Source organism: Ketobacter sp. GenoA1 (genome assembly GCF_003671475.1).
Taxonomy (GTDB): Bacteria; Pseudomonadota; Gammaproteobacteria; order Pseudomonadales; family Ketobacteraceae; genus Ketobacter.
Genome location: NZ_RCHM01000045.1, coordinates 433,129 through 450,646, shown reverse-complemented (window position 1 = coordinate 450,646; position 17,518 = coordinate 433,129). Strand labels below are relative to the sequence as shown.

Below are 17,518 nucleotides of genomic sequence, written 5' to 3'. Positions count from 1 at the left end.
TGATACCGAAAGGATATCAGGGTGAGGCTTTCTGGGTTTTGGTTGTTTAAAGCGATACTTCGTTCCAAGCTGACCCTGCTGCTTTCAACAACGGAGAAAACGCACATGATCGATAACATCACGGATAACTCATCAGGTTGGCTGTTCTTTGTCAAAGCCTCGTTTGTGGTGGCGCTGGCCGCCACCGCTGCGGGTATTCTGTTCATTCCCACGGATTTTCTGGTGAAAGGCTACATGGGGTTGTGTGCTCTGTTTCTGGTCAGCACCAGCATCACGCTTTCCAAAACCCTGCGCGACGAGCATGAGAACCAACGCCTGATTAACAAGATTTCTGAAGCGAAAACCAAACAGTTAATCAAGGAATACGCGGAGTAATTCATCATGAGTTTATGGACTAAATTGAACACCCTGTTTCGAGCCTCAGCCGAAGAGCCGTTACATCACCTGGTGGATGCCAACAGTATCCGCATTTTTGAACAGGAAATTCGCGATGGGCAGAAGGCCATTCAACAGGCCAAACTGCAACTGGCAACGGTAATGGCGGAAAAAAAGCAACTGCAACGGCACAATCAGGCGCTGCAGGAAAACATCGGCAACAAGGAGCGTCAGGCCTGCGCGGCACTGGACCAGGAGGCCCAGACGCTGGCGCGGGATGTGGCGGAACTGATAGCGGAAGATGAACACTTGCTGCAGCAGCAGACACAACAGGTGGCGCAGCTGGAAAAACAGGAGGCGCATCTGAAACGGCAGTTGCGCACCGCCGCCACCAGCATGCAGAAATACCAACGGGAGCTGACGTTGGCGAAGGCCAATCGTTCCGCGCAGCAGGCTGTGGGAAACCTGAACGGACATTCCCGGGGCCTGTCGGCCTGCATGCAGGAGATGGCCAGCTCGTTGGACAAGATCAAGGGGCAGCAGACCCGCGCGGCGGAGATGGATGATGCATTGCGGGAAATTGACGCAGAGCTCAATGGCGAACAACTGGATGCCCGCTTGAAACAGGCAGGTATAGCAAGCAGCGAACACGATGCCGACAAAGTGTTGGAGCGGCTCCGAAAGCAGCGAGCGGCCTGACGGATCGGTAACCGGTGTTGACCGGTGCTGGTTCGGGGGGGTGGCGTAAGCCACCCCTGTTTTACGTTAGAGGCCTGTGTTTTAGGCTTAAAACGGTTGGGTTTGAAACCATTGCTGCAGGAATTCAATGCAGCGTAATAATTTGGGCTGCACAAACTGACGGTTGGGGTAAAGCGCATACAGGGTGAGGGTGGGGCGTTCCGCTTTGGGCAGGATTTCCTTGAGCGTGCCCTGTTGGATTCCCGGTGCCGCGACGAAGCTGGGCAGAAAACCGATGCCCAATCCGGCCTCGATGATCTGGCGCATGAAGAGTGTATTGTTAACCCTGAGATTTCCGGAAACCGTAACGCCTTCGTTCAGCGGCCAGCGGTTATGATTGCGAAAATAACTGTAAATAAAGCAATTGTGTTGCGCCAGATCACTGACCTTGCGAATGCGGCGGTGGCGGGCAAGGTACTGGGGTGCGGCACAGACCTGATAGCGGAAGCGGGTTAACGGTTTACCGATGTAGTTGGAGTCAAAGGTTTGGCTGGCGGCGCGAAAGCCCAGATCAAAACCGTGTTCAATCAGATCCAGGCTTTCATCACCCAGGTGTATATCCAGCTCAATGTCTGGAAACGCCTGCAGGTAGGCGGCAAACATGCGGGATAAATCCGTAATGCCCAATGCCATGGGGACATTGATTCTGAGTTTGCCTTTGGGGTTGCTTTGCATGTCCTGAACGTAGGCATCGGCGTCGTCCATCTGCAACAGCAGCGCTCGACAGCGTTGCAGATAACCCTCTCCAATGGGAGTCAGTTGCTGGCCGCGTGTGGATCGGTACAACAAGCGTGCGCCCAGCTCATCTTCCAAACGCCGCAGTTCTTTGCTGACCATCGATTTGGTGACATTCATCTCATCCGCTACGGCGGTAAAGCTGCCGGCGTCCACCACGCGGACGAACAATTGCATTGCTCTGAGTTTATCCATGCTGGATGGTTTCACTGTTTCCTGTGTGTTGACAGTGTATCAACATTATTGCCATTTATTAAGGCGCTGCGGGTGGGCACACTGAGCCCCGAATACATCGGTTAGGTTTTTAATTCGCAAAGAAAGCGCTGTTAAGAGGCAGTGCTGACTCAATGGAGGTGTGCATGTACACGTTGTATTTCATTCCCGACGCCTGCTCGTTGGCAATTCATTCCATACTGAACGAACTGGATCAGCCGTTGACCCTGATTCACAAACAGGACGCCGCCGAATTCGCCCAACTGAATCCGGTGCAGACCGTGCCGGTGCTGGTGGATGAGGGGGAGGTGCTGTGTGAAGGGGCGGCGATCCTGCTGCATTTGCTGGATAAGCATGACAACCGGTTGTTGCCCCGCAGTGGCGCTCCCCGTCAGCGCGCCATCGAACAGATGTTGCTGGCCAATGCCACTGTGCATCCGGCCTATGGGCGCCTGTTTTTCATCGACGGTGTGCTGCAACAGGAAACGGCGCGACACCAGGCTTTTGCTGCCGCCGCCGCCCAGATCAGCGCCCTGTGGCAGGCACTGGAAACCCGCTTGCAGGGTCAGCCCTACCTTGGCGGAGAGCATGTCTCGGCGGCGGATTTTCTGCTGGCCGTTTATTACCGCTGGGGAGCGCTGTTCCCGGTTGAGATCGAAACCGGGCCTCGGGCACGCGCCATGGTAGAGCGGGTGCTGGCCCGCGACAGTGTTCAGCGGGCAATACAACGGGAGCAGGAGTACACCCATCATGCAGGCTGATCTGGTCCAAATTCTCAGTATGGTGGAGCTTTATTTCAAAGGCCTGCATTATGGCGATGCCGGTACCCTGGAAACGCTGTTTCACCAGGATTGCGTGTTGAAAGCGCCTGGCCAGCGGCGCTCCATAAGCACCTGGTTGAATGATGTGGCTAAACGGAGTGTGCCTGCCCACAACAACCATCCCTGGGAGTATCGCGTCCTGGGTGTGGAGTTGATGTCGGAGCAGGCTGTGGTGAAACTTAACTGCCCGTTACCCCATGGCCATTTTATTGATTACCTGGGCCTGTTGAAGGAGCAGGGTGAATGGAAAATCGTAAACAAGATGTACGCTAACAACAGTGCAACCTACTGCTTGCAGTCGAAGGCACCGCAGATAAACCAGAGCAGCAATGTAACTAACCCCTAACCTGAAGAAAGGAGACAAACATGCCATACGTTAATATTAAGATCACCGATGAAGGTGTCACCGAAGCCCGTCTGCAGCGTTTAATCGAAGGTACCACCCAACTGTTGGTGGACACCCTCGGCAAGAACCCTGCCACCACCCATGTGGTGATCGATATTGTGTCCACGGATCACTGGGGTGTCGGTGGGAAAACCGTGACTGAGCTAAGACGGGAGCAGGCCGCAGAGTAGTAATCACCTAAGATGGATAGTCGAAAGTGACATGATTCACCGGCGCGTGTGTCATGTCACTTCGCCGCTCACTGTTGCTTTGTGACATGCTTTTGTAGTGCCGTTGCCGGCACCTTGTTTCGAATGCGTAAAACTACCAGAAACCCCGCCCACTAATACCAACTGACCTGCACGGGCGATCACTGGCATTGCGATTGCCTCTTCCCTGTTATGCGAATCATTTTACGGATCACATTTGGGGAACAGATCATGAAAATTTTAACCAGCATAGCGGTGATCAGCGGATTGATGTTCTGTCTGCCGCTGCAAGCCATGCCCATCACTTATGACTTCTTTCAAGATGGTTATGCCGCCGGCGCGCAGTTGACGGGGCAGTTTGTGGGCGAGGATCTGGACAACAACGGTCAGCTGTCATCCTTTGCCGGTGAGATCAGCGGTTTCCAGCTTCGTTTCGAAGGCGCGGGCTGGTTGGCTTCCTTCGAGCTGGGTATGGAACACCTGGCCGGTCTGGTGTACGACCTGGATGGCGGTGTGTTGGGTGATGGCCCAGGCCACTCCATGGAAGGCTTGTTGGCCTTCGGTGACCATGCCTTGCTGGCCGCAGGCCCGGGTCCGTTCTGGCATGCCTGTGATCAGGCCATGGTGTGCTCAGTGGCGCTGTCCGGCTATCATGCCCTGTTCAGTGAGCACAGCATCCAGGTAAGCCATCACCCCGTGCCCGTGCCGGAGCCGGGCACCGTGGGCTTGATTCTGATCGGCGTCGTGGGCCTTGTGATTGCGCGCCGACAGACCGTAGCCGGATCTCGAAATAGCAGGCTGAATGTGGCAAAGTGAGCGCTACTGTCACTACATGGACGCACAGGATGGCTATGTTCCGCTCTCTGACCATGATCGCGCTGGGCGTAATGTTATTGGCCTGCACCCAACAGGCAGCCCAGAACCCCCAGGATCAAAGTATCGCCCCGGAAATCGAATACCATCAGGATAGCTGGCGCACCCTGATCCCACGCTCCTGCACGCGTTTTTTCGATGGTTGTAATCACTGTACCCGGGCTCCGGGAGCCGACATGGCCGCCTGCACCCGTATGGCCTGTGTGAAGTACAAAAAGCCGGTGTGCCTGGACGATCAACTGCAGTCCGGTGCCGTGGGGTATTGAGCGGGGCCCGGCCAAACCGTTCATCCATCTGACAATAATTAACCCACTGAATCAATTCTGGTTTTTTCGGTCTCTTCTATTAGAATGAAGGCAATCTGTCTTCGACACATCCAGAATAAGAGCGAACAAACCAGACTATTATGACCCAGCCTATGGATTTTGAAGGCGTTGAACGCCTTCCCCTCAAAGAATACACCGAACGCGCCTATCTCGATTATTCCATGTACGTCATCCTGGACCGGGCCCTGCCCAGTCTGGGGGATGGCCTCAAGCCGGTGCAGCGCCGCATCGTATACGCCATGTCAGAGCTGGGCCTGAAAGCCAGCTCCAAGCACAAGAAATCCGCCCGCACCGTGGGTGATGTACTGGGTAAATACCACCCCCACGGCGACAGTGCCTGTTACGAAGCCATGGTGCTGATGGCGCAACCGTTCTCTTACCGCTATCCGCTGGTGGACGGCCAGGGCAACTGGGGCTCACCGGACGATCCGAAATCCTTCGCCGCCATGCGTTACACCGAATCCCGCCTGGCGCCCTATGCGGATGTGTTGCTGGGTGAACTGGGTCAGGGCACGGTGGAGTGGCAGCCTAACTTCGATGGTTCCCTGGAAGAGCCGGTGGTGCTGCCGGCGCGGCTGCCCAATGTGTTGTTGAACGGCGCCATGGGCATTGCCGTGGGCATGTCCACGGATATTCCACCCCACAACCTGCGGGAAGTGGGCAATGCCTGTATCAAGCTGCTGGAAGACCCGGGCTGCTCGGTGGATGATCTGTGCGACATCATTCAGGGCCCGGATTTCCCCACCAATGCGGAAATCATTACCCCCCGCAATGACATCATCAAAATGTACGTGACCGGGCGCGGTTCCCTGCGCATGCGGGCCCGCTATCTGTTGGAAGACGGTGATGTGATTGTGACGGCGCTGCCGCACCAGGTGTCCGGCAACAAGATACTGGAACAGATCGCCGACCAGATGAACAAGAAAAAGCTGCCCATGGTGAGCGATCTGCGGGATGAATCGGACCATGAAAATCCCACCCGCCTGGTGATCACACCCCGTTCCAACCGGGTGGACGTGGAGCAGTTGATGGGGCACCTGTTCGCCACCACCGACCTGGAACGTACCTATCGCGTCAATCTTAATGTAATCGGCAACGATGGCCGGCCCGGTGTGAAGGGCCTGCACGATATGCTCAGCGAGTGGCTGGAGTTCCGGATCACCACCGTGCGCAGGCGTTTGCAGTATCGCCTGGATAAAGTGCTGGACCGCCTGCATATCCTGGAAGGCTTGTTGATTGCCTACCTCAATATCGATGAGGTGATTCATATTATCCGCACCGAGGATGAACCCAAGCCGGTGATGGTGGAACGCTTTGGCATTTCCGACATTCAGGCCGAAGCCATCTTGAATATTCGCCTGCGCAATCTGGCCAAGCTGGAAGAGTTCAAAATCCGTGGTGAGCAGGATGAGTTGGAAGCAGAACGCAAAAAGCTGGAAGCCATTCTCAACTCCAATGCCAAGCTGAAAAAAGAGATCGTCAAAGAAATCCGTGAAGACATGGATAAGTTCGGTGATGACCGCCGATCGCCCATCGTGATGCGTACCGAGGCCCGGGCCCTGGATGAAACCGAGCTGGTGTCCGCCGATCCGGTGACCGTGGTGCTGTCGAAAAAAGGCTGGGTGCGGGCCGCCAAAGGGCATGAGGTGGATGCGGTTGGGTTGAGCTACAAGGCGGGTGACGAATACAAAGCCTCTGCCTTGGGCAAATCCAACCAGAACGCCATCTTCATCGACAGCACCGGACGCAGTTACGCGCTGCCGGCCCATACCCTGCCCTCTGCGCGGGGCCAGGGTGAGCCCCTGTCGGCCCGTTTGTCACCGCCTTCCGGGGCCACCTTTGACGCGGTGTTAATGGGCTCCGACCACCAGCGCTATCTGGTGACCAGTGATGCCGGCTATGGCTTTATCGGCAAGCTGGCGGATGCGGTGACCCGCAACAAGAATGGTAAAGCCTTTATCAACCTGCCCAAGGGTGGCCGTGTGTTGCAGCCTAAACCGGTCACCGATGCCGAGAGCCAATATGTGGTGGCGGTGACCAATGAAGGCCGCATGCTGATGTTCCCGGTGGCGGAGTTACCGGAGCTGGCGAAAGGCAAAGGCAACAAGATCATCAGTATTCCGGGAGCGCGGGTGGAAAGCCGTGAGGAGTTCGTGGTGGATACGGTGGTACTGGGGCAGGATAACCAGCTTAAGATCTACGCCGGCAAACGTCACATCGGTTTGAAGTTCGCGGATTTGGAACATTATCTGGGAGAGCGGGGCCGACGTGGCAACAAACTGCCCCGCGGCTTCCAGAAAGTGGACGCCATTGAAGTGGTGTAAGGTGCCCGGCGCCAGTGGTCTGAGCGACCATCCTCAGACCACCATGCTCAGACCACTATGCTTAGGCCATCGGCGCTTGCCACAGATCAGCTGGCGTTCTGCAGCGCTTTGGTCTGGGCCTTTTTAGTTGCTGTGGCAGCTTTGCCGGCAAAGGAATCCACCCGCAGGGCATCGTAGATGGCGCTCATTGCAGCGCTCAGTTGGCGGGTTTCGTCCTGACTCAGTACACCGTTTTCCTCCGCCCATTGCAGCTTCTTATCCCGCTGTTTTTCCAGCAGCATTTCCAGATCCTTAATGGTTTCCGTTTGGTCGCTTTCCCGCACGGCCCGATGTAATTTTTCCTGCAGGTGCGCGGTTTCCGTTTGCAGTTTAAAGGCATTCAATACGCGGCCCACCGCATCCTCCGGATCCAGGTTGAGGTAGATGCCACGGGTCAGTGTGTCGCGAACCACGCCCGGCTGGGTGATGGTTTGCGACACCTGCTGCCCCAGTAGATCGCCGGGAGGCGCGAGGCGCAGACCCAATGGAAACACCAGTACCCGCAGCAGTGGCCGCAACCATGGCACCGGGTAGTTGGCGATGACGTCGTTCATGGCACGTTGCACGTCGTACAGACAACGTTTCATGGCCCAGTCCACCAGCACCCGTTCTTCTTCCGGATAACCGTTGTCGTGGAAATATTTCAGGGTGGCGGAGGCGTAATACAGGCTCACCAGGCTATCGGCCATGCGCCCGGACAGCCGTTCACGGGCCTTCAGTTTACCGCCGATCACCGCCAGGCTGACGTCCGTCAGCAGTGCCAGTGCCGCTGAAAACCGGTTCAGGCGACGGTAGTAAGGTTGCAGTTGTCCCTGGTTGGGTGTGCGGCTGAGATAGCCCAGGCTCAGCGCCAGGCCCAGGCTGCGCAATACGTTACTGAAGGCGTGGCCAAGGTGACCGAAAAAGGCCTGGTCAAATTGTTTGACCGCGTCTGCACTGGGGTTGGCGGACGCCGCTTCGATTTCCTGTACCAGATAGGGGTGGCAGCGTATGGCACCCTGCCCGAACACCATCAGGCTGCGGGTAAGAATGTTGGCCCCTTCCACCGTAATGCTGATGGGGAGCGACTGGTATACCCGGGCCAGAAAATTCCTCGGGCCGACAATCACGCCGCGTCCGGCCACCACGTCCATGGCATTGTTCACCACGTCGCGCATCAGCTCGGTGTTGCGGTATTTCAACAGCGCCGAGGGAATGGCCGGTTTAATGCCGCGGTCCAGCATGGCGGCGGTGAGGCGCCGCGCGGCGTCCATCATGTAGGTGTCGCCGGCGATGGGTTCCAGCGCTTCCTGCACCCCTTCAAACTCCGCAATGGAGCGGCCGAACTGCTGCCGAATGGCGGCGTAGGCACCGGTGGTCAGGCAGCAATGTTTGCCCGCGCCTGTACTCAATGCGGGCAGGGAAATCGCGCGCCCCACCGACAGGCATTCCAACAACATGATCCAACCCTGTCCGATTCGCTCTTGACCACCAATGATCTGCTCCATGGGGATAAACACGTCTTCGCCCCAGGTGGGCCCGTTCATAAAAGCCTGGTTCATGGGCAGGTGCCGATCACCCTGATGGACGCCGTCGGTGTCGCTGGGAATCAGTACGCAGGTGACACCCATGGGGTGGTCCGCCCCCAGTAACCCGTTTGGGTCTTCCACTTTGATGGCCAGCCCGATCAGTGTTGCCACTGGTGCCAGCGTGATGTAGCGCTTGTTCCAGGTGACACTGAGGCCCAGGGTCTCCTTGCCTTTCCATTGGCCTTTGGTGACGATGCCCAGATCCGGAATGGCGCCGGCATCGGATCCGGCCAGGGCCGAGGTGAGCGCGAAGCAGGGGATCTCCTTGCCGGCCGCCAGCCGTGGCAGGTAATGCTGTTTCTGTTCATCGGTGCCGTAGTGTTGCAGCAATTCAGCGGGGCCCAATGAGTTGGGTACCATCACGGTGACGGCGGCGCTGACGCTGCGGGTGGAAATTTTCATGACGATTTCGGAGTGGGCGGCGGCGGAAAAGCCCTTGCCGCCGTATTGTTTGTCGATCACCAGCCCAAAGAATCCGGATTCGCGGATGTAGCGCCAGGCAGCCTCCGGCAGGTCCATCAATTCCTGGGTAATCTTCCAGTCGTCCAGCTTGGCGCACAATTCGCTGACCGGGCCGTCCACAAACTGTTGTTCCTCATCCGAGAGCCGGAAGGGGGGCGCATTGAGCAGGGTGTCCCAGTCCGGCTTGCCGGAAAATAACTGCGCATCCCAATCCACATCACCGGAACGCAGTGCCTGCTGTTCTGTTTCAGACAGGCTGGGCAGCAGATTGCGGATCAGGTCCAGTACTTTGGCACTGATGCGGGTGCGCACCGGGTTGGGGAACAGCAGGGCTGCGGCCAGCCCCAGCAGCAGGGCCGAGGGTATGATGGCCCACAGACTCCAGCCGTGCCATCCGCAACCCAATAGCGCAGCGACCGTGAGTGCCAGCAGTGCGATTTTGCGTTCGGTACGCAGGTACAGGGTGACCAGTGTGGTCAACAGCATTAAAACAATGGGCATGGGATTCCTCCGGGGTTGACGTTCAGGCGGCGCACATCAGGTTGCGTCGGAACTGGGTAGAGCACAGGCGCAGTTCATTGGCCAGCTCAAAATAGGCAGCGGATTCCAGCTCTTCCGCCCCGGCAGCCTGGTCGTGGCTTTCTTCCACAATACGTTGTTCTTCCTTCGCCATTTCCTGGGCGTGACGGGACACCTTTTCCAGTTGTTCAATCACGTGTTCGCCCCGTTCGCAGGGCAGGGGGGCGTGCTGGATGGCGTTGGCCTTCAGTTCCTCGCAGATGGCGTCGAGGTTTTCCTGCAGAAAGTGATCATCTTCCAGCATGGGATGAAAGCGCTCGATCATCTGGTCCAGCTGCAGAAATGCAGCACCGAATAATTCGGGCTCCAGGGTTTTACGGATGCTCATGTCAGAGTGTCTGGTTGAGTAGTGCATACGGTTTCTCCTGCGTCTGATTTGGGTTTGCTGTATAAAAAAGCGTCGATTACTGATCATGGGTTGAATCGTGATTCTGCTATTGATATCAGTGTTTTAGCCTCGTTTTGGCAGGTGAATACAGTATTTCGGCCCTTTACATCGTCCGCTCCCTGTGGTGGTGTGGAGTAGTACCATTCAACAGTAAAGGGAATAAGTTTTCTGTAGGGCTGCAACCCGGCCACATAAAAATTGCATAAACGCGATATGCGGAGGTGTCCCAATGCGTACATCAAAACCCAGTGTTTTAGTCGTCGATCCGGATCCTCAGGTCAGAAAGATGCTGGCGGTCACGCTGTCTGCCAGCCAGTTTAAAGTGATTGAAGCCGAGACTGCCCCGGAAGCGTTGCGCCTGGCGGGCCTGTACCAGCCGGATGCCATGATTCTGGAAACCGCGTTGACAGGGGAGGCCGCAGGTGGAAAGCAGGCGCGGAGCGTGAACGGTTTGGAGGTGATCCGGGCCATCCGGCAGTGGAGTCGGCTTCCGGTGCTGGCCTTGTCGGAGAGTGATAAGCCGGATCACATTGTGGAATGTCTCCGCCAGGGCGCCAACGATTTCGTCAGTAAGCCTTTCAACATGGAAATACTCATGGCCCGGCTGGAGGTGATGTTGCGGGATCGTTGTGTGCAGGAGGCGGGCAACAGTGAATTGCACTGCGGCGATATCGTGGTGAACCTCACCCGCCATGATGCATCGTTGGCAGGCAAACCGCTGGAGTTGTCCCCCCGCGAATACGAGTTGCTGAGCTATTTTATCCGTAACAAAGGCAAACTGCTCACCCACCGCCAGATTCTGAAAACACTGTGGGGGGATGCCCACACCCATGACCGGCAGTACCTGCGTGTTTATATTATGCAGTTGCGCCACAAGATCGAGCCCGATCCGCAGCAGCCACACTACATTATTACCGAGGCCGGTGTGGGTTACCGCATGGATGAGCCGGAGCCCTTACCCGATCTGTCAGTGGCCTAGCCCTGGCGGATCAAGATCAAGCAGGGTTTCGACGCTTGCCTCGTCAAAATGCCGTTTACCGGCAAAGGCAATGGCGTGGTTACCCTGTTGACGCATGGCGCCGGTGTTCTCCACACCCAGGGGCCATAAAAAGAATCGTTCCCGGCGCGCCGAGCTGGCGATCAGGCCATCGGCATCAAACCAGTTTTTGAAGCCACTGCCGGCGGCCAGTGCCCGTAAGCTGTCGTAGGGTTGCAGTTGATACTGGCGTGCGCCGGGGGTGTCCCGCCCCGGGGTGACCTGGGCCAGGTAATGGGTTGCGGATTCCACATGCAGCCTGGGTTGCGCCGCCGCCGGGGGCAGGGTACTGCGAAAGAACAGAATGGGTTCCAGTGCGGTACTGGTTGCGCGGCTGTCAGTGAGCGGTGCCAGTTGGGAGTGATCAGGAATGTGCACGCTGTGGTAGCAACCACAGGGGTGGATGCTGTCGTAAAACAACACGCTGCCATCGCTCTGCAAGGTAACCCGCCACACCAGTCCATCCAGTTTGCCTCCATACCAATCGTCGGCAGTGGGTTTGGGGCGTTCACTGAACCACAGGGTGTAGTTCAGCTGCAGCAATATGTTCTGTTGAAAGCGAATGTAGCTGGGGTAGGTGTAGAGCGTTGTCTGTTGCGTGTTGATGTGGCGGGTGAGCTGTCCGTTCCGGTTGCGCCATTGTGCCGTTCCGGGGATATCCGCAGCACTGGTATAAGCGATTTCCAATTGCGGTGCATGATGGATAAACAGGGCCTGCAGTTGATCCGCAGTGAGTTCCGGCAGGGCCAGGGGATGATTCTCCATACTCTGGCGGATCCATTGGGAAATTTCCTGGCCGGTGGTGACCGGTTTTTGCCCGGGTCCATAGACCCGGGTGGGCGGCGGCAGCCCGTTAAAGGCATTGATGCGCTCGCGCATTTCCTCTTGGTATTCTGCAATGGAAGCGGCCGCCGCGTATTTGATTAACGCATACAGCCCGAAGAAACGCTGCAGGTCATTGTAACTGTCCGCCACGTCAATGGCGTCAGCGGGGATAGGGCGTTGCAGGGAGTGTTGGAACAACTGGCCATCGCATTGCTGCTGAAAATGGCGAAAGTCGGGTAACGCGCGTTGGGCGGAGGGCGGCAGGTTGGACCACTCCAGGGCCAGGCTGTCCATGCCCAGGGAGTGTAATTGCCGGCGCCACCAGTGTGCCTGTTGTTGATCAAGTTGTTGATCAAGATCCTGCCCCTGGAAGCTGGACCAGAAACGGGTAGTGCGGTAGGTGGGGAACCCGGCAACAGGCTGGTACTGCGCGTCCTGCACGCCATAGCGTTGCACGGCCTCCTGCAGTTGTTCCAGTTGCTGCAGGCATTGCAACAACGCTGGATCCCCGGCACCGGGCCCGGTGCTGCAGCCGAGCAGTCCCAGGCTACCGGCAAGTATGATGAGCAGTAAGCAGGTGGAGCGAAGCATCGGTGGTGTACCTCGTGTAATGGCTTTCTGCCCAGCGTTTGAGGTTGAGCAGAGCCGTCTCGGCCAGTTGCCGGTTGCTGCGGTCAACCAGCCACTGCGGAATCAGGCCGCCCCACTGGCTGCCTGACTGATAGCGCACCCGGGTTTGGCAATCCTCCAGTGCGGTCAGTAGCCAGTACCCTTGAGCTTGCTGAATGCGTCTGTAGCCCGGTTCCGGCGGCAACAATTGCGGCTGGTTGATCATGTTGATCCGTAGTTGTACCGGGGATTCCTCGATCACCTGGAACAGGGTGACGGCGTCTCTGGGTTGGAAGGGCCAACGGGATTGTGTCAGAAAATGCACCCGGGTTTGGTGTTGCGCCGGCCGTTCCAGAACGCGCACCTCATGGGTGAAAGGCAGCCAGTGGTGTTGCACGCTGGCATCCTGCAGCAGGCTTAACAGGGGCCCGATGGGCGCTGTAATCACGATGTCGGCGCGCACCAGCAGATAGGGCAGTGCCTCGCTTTGCAGCACCCAGACCGTTACCGGGTCAGCCGGATCGCTGTGCCGTTGCCAGTCACTTGTCGTCGCTTCCCCGTGGAGGGTTGCGCTGTGAGCGCTGATGATCATGATCAACACTCTGAGCCAGACAGGTTTCATAGCGATGCTGCATCTCCGTTGCTGCTGCCTGCAGATCGGTTTGCGGTGAAACGTAGGTTGCCGGTAACACGCTAACATAAACCGGCCCGGGCTGCAGTTGGGTTGAGCGCGGCGGCAGGCGGCTGCCGCTGTTGTGTATCACAATGGGAATCAGGGGCACCTGGCAGTGGCGGGCAATGGCGAAGGCACCCAGGTGAAACGGCCCCGGGACGGAAGCGGCGGCCCCTGTTGGGGTGGTGCGGGTGCCTTCCGGCGCAATCACGATGGAGAAGCCGGCGGCAATGCGCTGGCTGGCCTGGGGCAGCAGTTGTTGCTGCCAGCCCTGGCCCCGGCGCACAAAGAGAGTGCCGCTCAAGCGCAGCAGTGGCCCCAACAGGGGGTTGGCGGCCAATTGCTGCTTGGCAACACCCACCACAGGCTGGCGCAGCAGGGCAGCCACGATCACTGGGTCCAGCCCACTTTGATGATTGAAAATTAAAACCGCCGGCTGCGGGTTCAGGTGCTCAGGGTGCTCAACCTGAATCGGTGTGCCTGCCAGGTATGGCCCCAGTTTGCCCACCAGACGGGACATGGCCATGACGATGGATTGCTGGGAATGGCCGCGCAGTCGCAGCAGACTGCCCCAGGTGATGGCCACCAGGGCAGGGATCAGCAGGGCAAGGCTGAGGTGGAGCAGGCGCAGCACAGGCATGGCGTTGCTGCTCCCTTCACATTAGCGGGCGCCGTGTTTCTTCAGAATTTCCACGTAGCCCGGTTGATTGGTGTGTTGGGCTGCGATCTGCAACAGGGTACGGCCCTGTTGATCACAGGCGTTTACATCGTGTCCCTGGGCGGTAAACATGGCCAGGAACTGGTCAAAATAGGCCAGCGGCAGGCCGCGGTAGGCCTTGGTTAGTACGTGAAAATCGGCGTTTTCGTCACCAACAGGCTCCATCTCCAGGAAACGGGCCACTTTGGCTGCGTCCAGCTCTTCCCCGATAACCTTCTGTTTGTCTTTGCTTGACATGGCACTACTCTCTCATCACACATCCGTGACATGGGTTTGGCCGCGCATCTTACCACTACTTGTTACCCAGCAACACTGCCAGCCAGTGGCTCTCCTGATTGGATTCCAGGGCCAGTTTTACGATCATGGTGAGGGGAATGGACAACAGCATTCCCACCGGCCCCAACACCCAGCCCCAGAACAGCAGGGACAGAAACACCACCAGGGTGGACAAGCCCAGGCCTTTACCCATAAAGCGGGGCTCGATGATATTGCCCATGACGATGTTGACGATGAAAAAGCCCAGCGCGGTGATGCCGGCTCCGCCGAAGCCAAATTGCACAAAGGACAGCAGCACGGCAGGCACCGCGGCGATGATGGAGCCGATGTTGGGAATAAAGTTGAGGAGAAAGGCCAGCAATGCCCACAACGCCACATAGTCCAGCCCCTGAATCCACAGCCAGATGCCGATGAACAGGCCGGTACCGATGCTGACCAGGGTTTTGATGATCAGGTATTCCTTCACCGAGGCATTGAACTGCTCAAACGCCGCCAGGGAACGGTGTTGTTCGCCCATGGCGCGGCGAAACTTGACCGGAAAACTGGAGGCTTCAAACAGAATGAAGAGCACGGTGAGAAAAATCAGAAAGAAATCCGTAAGCACATTGCCGAAGCCGGTCACCACCTTGCGCACCATGTCCATCACTTTGCCGGGATTGATCTGTTCCTTCACCATCTGTTGGGACAGCTCCACCCCGTGGCCCGCCAGCCAGGTGGTGACCGCCTCGGTTTCCTGCAGCAGGCGGGCCTGGTACCCGGGAACCTGTTTGGCAAAGTCGTTAATAGAGGCGGCCACCACCATGGAAAAGCCGCCCACCGTCAGCACTACCACCAGCACCACCAGTACCACCGCCAGGGTGGTGGGCACGCGGCGTGACTCCAGCCACATCAGAGCCGGTGCGCAGAGGGTGGCAATAAACGCCGACAACAGAAATGGCACCAGAATCTCGGTGGCTGCTTTCATTCCCGCCACCACCACCACGAAGCAGGCAATGCCCAGCATGACACGCAGGGTGGGGCTCAGGGCTGAATAGTCCATAGGGGCTCCTGTGGCCGGTTAGCTGGAAGGCGGGCGGTTGGCGTCCGGCATGGGAGAGAGCTGGCTTTGGCTGTCGTCCTCGGCGATATCCTGGGGGCGAGGCTCAGGCTTGGCTTGTTGTTCGGCAGTGGGCTGCCTGGGTTCATCCTCGGCCACCATGACGGCGGCACAGTGGCCGGCGGCATCCCGTTCCAGCTTGTTAACCCGAATCAGTTGCTTGAGCACTTCGACGTATTCCAAGCCTTTCTCGGAATAGCGCTCCAGGCCCTGGGCCAGAACACAGCCGTTCAGTGCCTGGTTTTGTGCCCGCAGGTTGGCCCGGGCCTGGCGCAACTCACGATAGGCCGGATGGCTGTTCAGGTTGCGCATATAGCTGTTGACGGAGGCCTGCGGCGAGCTGAACAGGCGCACCTCGTGGTATTTCCCCTCGGGCCGGGCTTCCGGCACCAGGCCGCAGCCCTCTTTGAAACACCATTGTCCGAAGTAGTTATTGCCTTCCACTGCAAAGCGGGAGGTGCCCCAGGCGCTCTCTATGGCGGCCTGCGCTTTCACCAGCGATGGCGGTACTTTATCCACCTTCAACATCAACTGGCGATGGATCTCGGCGGGATCTTCACTTTTGATGCGGTAGCGCGTGGCCAGCTCCTGCAGTTCCCCGGCGTCCACCTGCCGGGCTGCGATGCGTTCGCGCAAAGCCAGTATCTCCTGGTTGCGCTTAGTGATATAGGCATCCATGAAGGTGAAGAATGCCTGCTTGCGTTTTCTCACGGATTGAATGCTGCTGAAATCCGGCTTGTCACTGGGCTTGACCGCCAGCGCCGGGGCCCCCGACGAACCGCTCAACCGGGGGCTGATTGTCATGTGAATCACCACAAAGAGGAGGCAGACTACGGTGGTTAACAAGAGTGGTAAATGCCTTGACATACGGGGGTCCTGTTCAATCCCTGGAGGAGGGATTACGCCATGTTCGTTACCAATTTGCAACGTGAGCTACTTTTTCTATAACTTGTGGTTCCGTGTAGAATAGGCGCCAAATTGCGACCTTGGTATTGGAAGGATTGGGCGTGCACGACATTCTGTTGATTAATATATCCGGGCCCGACAAGCCGGGAGTGACTTCCACCATCACCGATCTTCTTGCCCGCTACGATGTCAATGTGCTGGATATAGGTCAGGCGGTGATTCATGACACCCTGACGCTGGGGATGGTGGTGGAAGTACCACCGGGCTCGGAATCTTCCTCGGTACTCAAGGATGTGCTGTTTGCCTGCCATGGTATGGGTATGGCGGTGCGCTTCACGCCCATCGATGAGGCAGAGTACGAGGAGTGGGTGCAGGGTCAGGGTAAGGATCGCTTTATCGTCACCATTCTGGCACGCAAGATTACTGCCAAGCATATCGCTGCCGTCACCAGTATCGTGGCCGGTCATAACCTTAATATTGATCATATCAACCGGTTGTCCGGGCGTATTTCCTTGGGTGAGCAAAGCCTTGATCAGAAGGCCTGTGTGGAACTCTCGGTGCGCGGTGCCCCCAGTGATATTACCCGGATGCGGGCCCAGTTTCTGGCCGCTGCCGGTGATCTGGGCGTGGACATCGCCTTCCAGAAAGACAATGCTTACCGCCGCAATCGCCGCCTGGTGTGTTTCGACATGGACTCCACCCTGATTGAGGCGGAAGTGATTGACGAGCTGGCCAAAGCCGCCGGGGTGGGTGCCGAGGTGTCCGCTATTACCGAGCTGGCCATGGCGGGGGAGCTGGATTTCACCCAGAGCTTCAAGCGCCGGGTGGGGCTGCTGAAAGGCCTGGACGAATCGGTGCTGGAGGGCATTGCCCGTAATCTGCCGGTCACCGAGGGGGCGGAAGATCTGATTCGGGCGTTAAAGGCGCTGGGCTATAAAACGGCTATTCTTTCAGGAGGTTTCACCTATTTTGGCCGCTATCTGCAACAGAAGCTTGGTATCGATTACGTGTATGCCAACGAGTTGCAGATCGAAAACGGCAAAGTCACCGGTGAGGTTAAAGGGCAGGTGGTGGATGGGCAGCGCAAAGCCGAGCTGTTGAAACAGCTGGCTGAGAAAGAGAACCTGAACTTACAACAGGTTATCGCTGTGGGCGACGGCGCCAATGACCTCCCCATGCTGAGTCTGGCCGGGCTGGGTATTGCGTTCCGGGCCAAGCCGCTGGTGAAACAAAGCGCTGACCATGCCATATCCGAACTGGGACTGGATGGGATTTTGTATTTGTTAGGGGTTCGGGATCGGGATAGTGAAGAGCTGCTCACCCGAACCTGATGCCGACAGGGGC

19 protein-coding genes are annotated in these 17,518 nt (G+C 57.6%); 10 read left to right on the top strand and 9 right to left on the bottom strand.

All coding sequences use genetic code 11. The annotated features are described in order from the left end of the window. Nucleotides 1–105: 105 nt before the first annotated feature. Together D9N13_RS22475 and D9N13_RS22470 are read left to right on the top strand one after the other, a co-directional pair. Nucleotides 106–375, top strand: coding sequence for a YiaA/YiaB family inner membrane protein (locus D9N13_RS22475; RefSeq protein WP_290594219.1), 270 nt, complete (start codon nt 106–108; stop codon nt 373–375). Nucleotides 376–381: 6 nt separating this feature from the next. Then, nucleotides 382–1,074 (top strand): PspA/IM30 family protein, encoded by a 693-nt coding sequence (locus D9N13_RS22470; RefSeq protein ID WP_290594218.1) that lies wholly within the window; start codon nt 382–384, stop codon nt 1,072–1,074. An 87-nt stretch (nt 1,075–1,161) separates the two neighbouring features. Here the strand turns inward: D9N13_RS22470 and D9N13_RS22465 are convergent, their stop codons facing one another. Continuing rightward, the gene (locus D9N13_RS22465; RefSeq protein WP_290594217.1) at nt 1,162–2,043 is read right to left on the bottom strand and encodes a LysR family transcriptional regulator; all 882 of its coding nucleotides are present in this window, start codon (nt 2,041–2,043) and stop codon (nt 1,162–1,164) included. 164 nt (nt 2,044–2,207) lie between these two features. On the opposite strand from D9N13_RS22465, the gene D9N13_RS22460 reads away from it, so the two are divergent. The 6 genes from D9N13_RS22460 (at nt 2,208) to parC (ending at nt 6,999) form a co-directional block, all read left to right on the top strand. Beyond that, nucleotides 2,208–2,822 (top strand): glutathione S-transferase family protein, encoded by a 615-nt coding sequence (locus D9N13_RS22460; RefSeq protein ID WP_290594216.1) that lies wholly within the window; start codon nt 2,208–2,210, stop codon nt 2,820–2,822. Beyond that, nucleotides 2,812–3,228 (top strand): nuclear transport factor 2 family protein, encoded by a 417-nt coding sequence (locus tag D9N13_RS22455; RefSeq protein WP_290594215.1) that lies wholly within the window; start codon nt 2,812–2,814, stop codon nt 3,226–3,228. The genes D9N13_RS22460 and D9N13_RS22455 overlap by 11 nt, the downstream gene beginning before the upstream one ends. 20 nt (nt 3,229–3,248) lie before the next feature. Continuing rightward, nucleotides 3,249–3,458, top strand: a complete 210-nt coding sequence (locus D9N13_RS22450) for a 4-oxalocrotonate tautomerase family protein (RefSeq protein WP_290594214.1) — start codon at nt 3,249–3,251, stop codon at nt 3,456–3,458. A gap of 249 nt (nt 3,459–3,707) precedes the next feature. Then, entirely contained in the window at nt 3,708–4,292 is a 585-nt protein-coding gene (locus tag D9N13_RS22445; RefSeq protein ID WP_290594213.1) for a PEP-CTERM sorting domain-containing protein, read from the top strand. 35 nt (nt 4,293–4,327) lie between these two features. After that, a complete protein-coding gene (locus D9N13_RS22440) occupies nt 4,328–4,615 on the top strand; it encodes a hypothetical protein (protein ID WP_290594212.1) in 288 nt (95 codons plus the stop codon). A 140-nt stretch (nt 4,616–4,755) separates the two neighbouring features. Then, on the top strand, nt 4,756–6,999 hold the full coding sequence (gene parC, locus D9N13_RS22435; protein ID WP_290594211.1) for a DNA topoisomerase IV subunit A: 2,244 nt from the start codon (nt 4,756–4,758) through the stop codon (nt 6,997–6,999). A gap of 86 nt (nt 7,000–7,085) precedes the next feature. Here parC and D9N13_RS22430 read toward each other — a convergent pair whose 3' ends face one another. After that, complete coding sequence (locus D9N13_RS22430) at nt 7,086–9,569, bottom strand: acyl-CoA dehydrogenase (protein ID WP_290594210.1); 2,484 nt, start codon at nt 9,567–9,569, stop codon at nt 7,086–7,088. Nucleotides 9,570–9,591: 22 nt separating this feature from the next. Continuing rightward, on the bottom strand, nt 9,592–10,002 hold the full coding sequence (locus tag D9N13_RS22425; protein ID WP_290594209.1) for a hypothetical protein: 411 nt from the start codon (nt 10,000–10,002) through the stop codon (nt 9,592–9,594). A gap of 262 nt (nt 10,003–10,264) precedes the next feature. On the opposite strand from D9N13_RS22425, the gene D9N13_RS22420 reads away from it, so the two are divergent. Next, nucleotides 10,265–11,014: a response regulator transcription factor gene (locus D9N13_RS22420; protein ID WP_290594208.1), complete on the top strand. Its 750-nt coding sequence runs from the start codon at nt 10,265–10,267 to the stop codon at nt 11,012–11,014. Here D9N13_RS22420 and D9N13_RS22415 read toward each other — a convergent pair. The 6 genes from D9N13_RS22415 to D9N13_RS22390 are packed head-to-tail and all read right to left on the bottom strand — an operon-like array spanning nt 11,003 to nt 16,072. After that, complete coding sequence (locus D9N13_RS22415) at nt 11,003–12,487, bottom strand: hypothetical protein (RefSeq protein ID WP_290594207.1); 1,485 nt, start codon at nt 12,485–12,487, stop codon at nt 11,003–11,005. The genes D9N13_RS22420 and D9N13_RS22415 overlap by 12 nt on opposite strands. Further along, a complete protein-coding gene (locus D9N13_RS22410) occupies nt 12,444–13,097 on the bottom strand; it encodes a hypothetical protein (protein WP_290594206.1) in 654 nt (217 codons plus the stop codon). Before D9N13_RS22410 ends, D9N13_RS22415 begins: the two co-directional genes overlap by 44 nt. Beyond that, nucleotides 13,045–13,818 (bottom strand): lysophospholipid acyltransferase family protein, encoded by a 774-nt coding sequence (locus D9N13_RS22405; protein WP_290594205.1) that lies wholly within the window; start codon nt 13,816–13,818, stop codon nt 13,045–13,047. Before D9N13_RS22405 ends, D9N13_RS22410 begins: the two co-directional genes overlap by 53 nt. 21 nt (nt 13,819–13,839) lie before the next feature. Then, complete coding sequence (locus D9N13_RS22400; protein WP_290594204.1) at nt 13,840–14,133, bottom strand: PA4642 family protein; 294 nt, start codon at nt 14,131–14,133, stop codon at nt 13,840–13,842. Between the two features lie 55 nt (nt 14,134–14,188). Next, nucleotides 14,189–15,211: an AI-2E family transporter gene (locus tag D9N13_RS22395; RefSeq protein WP_290594203.1), complete on the bottom strand. Its 1,023-nt coding sequence runs from the start codon at nt 15,209–15,211 to the stop codon at nt 14,189–14,191. A gap of 18 nt (nt 15,212–15,229) precedes the next feature. Continuing rightward, nucleotides 15,230–16,072 (bottom strand): glucosaminidase domain-containing protein, encoded by an 843-nt coding sequence (locus D9N13_RS22390; protein WP_290594202.1) that lies wholly within the window; start codon nt 16,070–16,072, stop codon nt 15,230–15,232. A 203-nt stretch (nt 16,073–16,275) separates the two neighbouring features. Here D9N13_RS22390 and serB point away from each other — a divergent pair, with 203 nt between their 5' ends. Next, complete coding sequence (gene serB / locus D9N13_RS22385; RefSeq protein WP_290594201.1) at nt 16,276–17,505, top strand: phosphoserine phosphatase SerB; 1,230 nt, start codon at nt 16,276–16,278, stop codon at nt 17,503–17,505. The last annotated feature ends 13 nt before the right edge of the window (nt 17,506–17,518 follow it).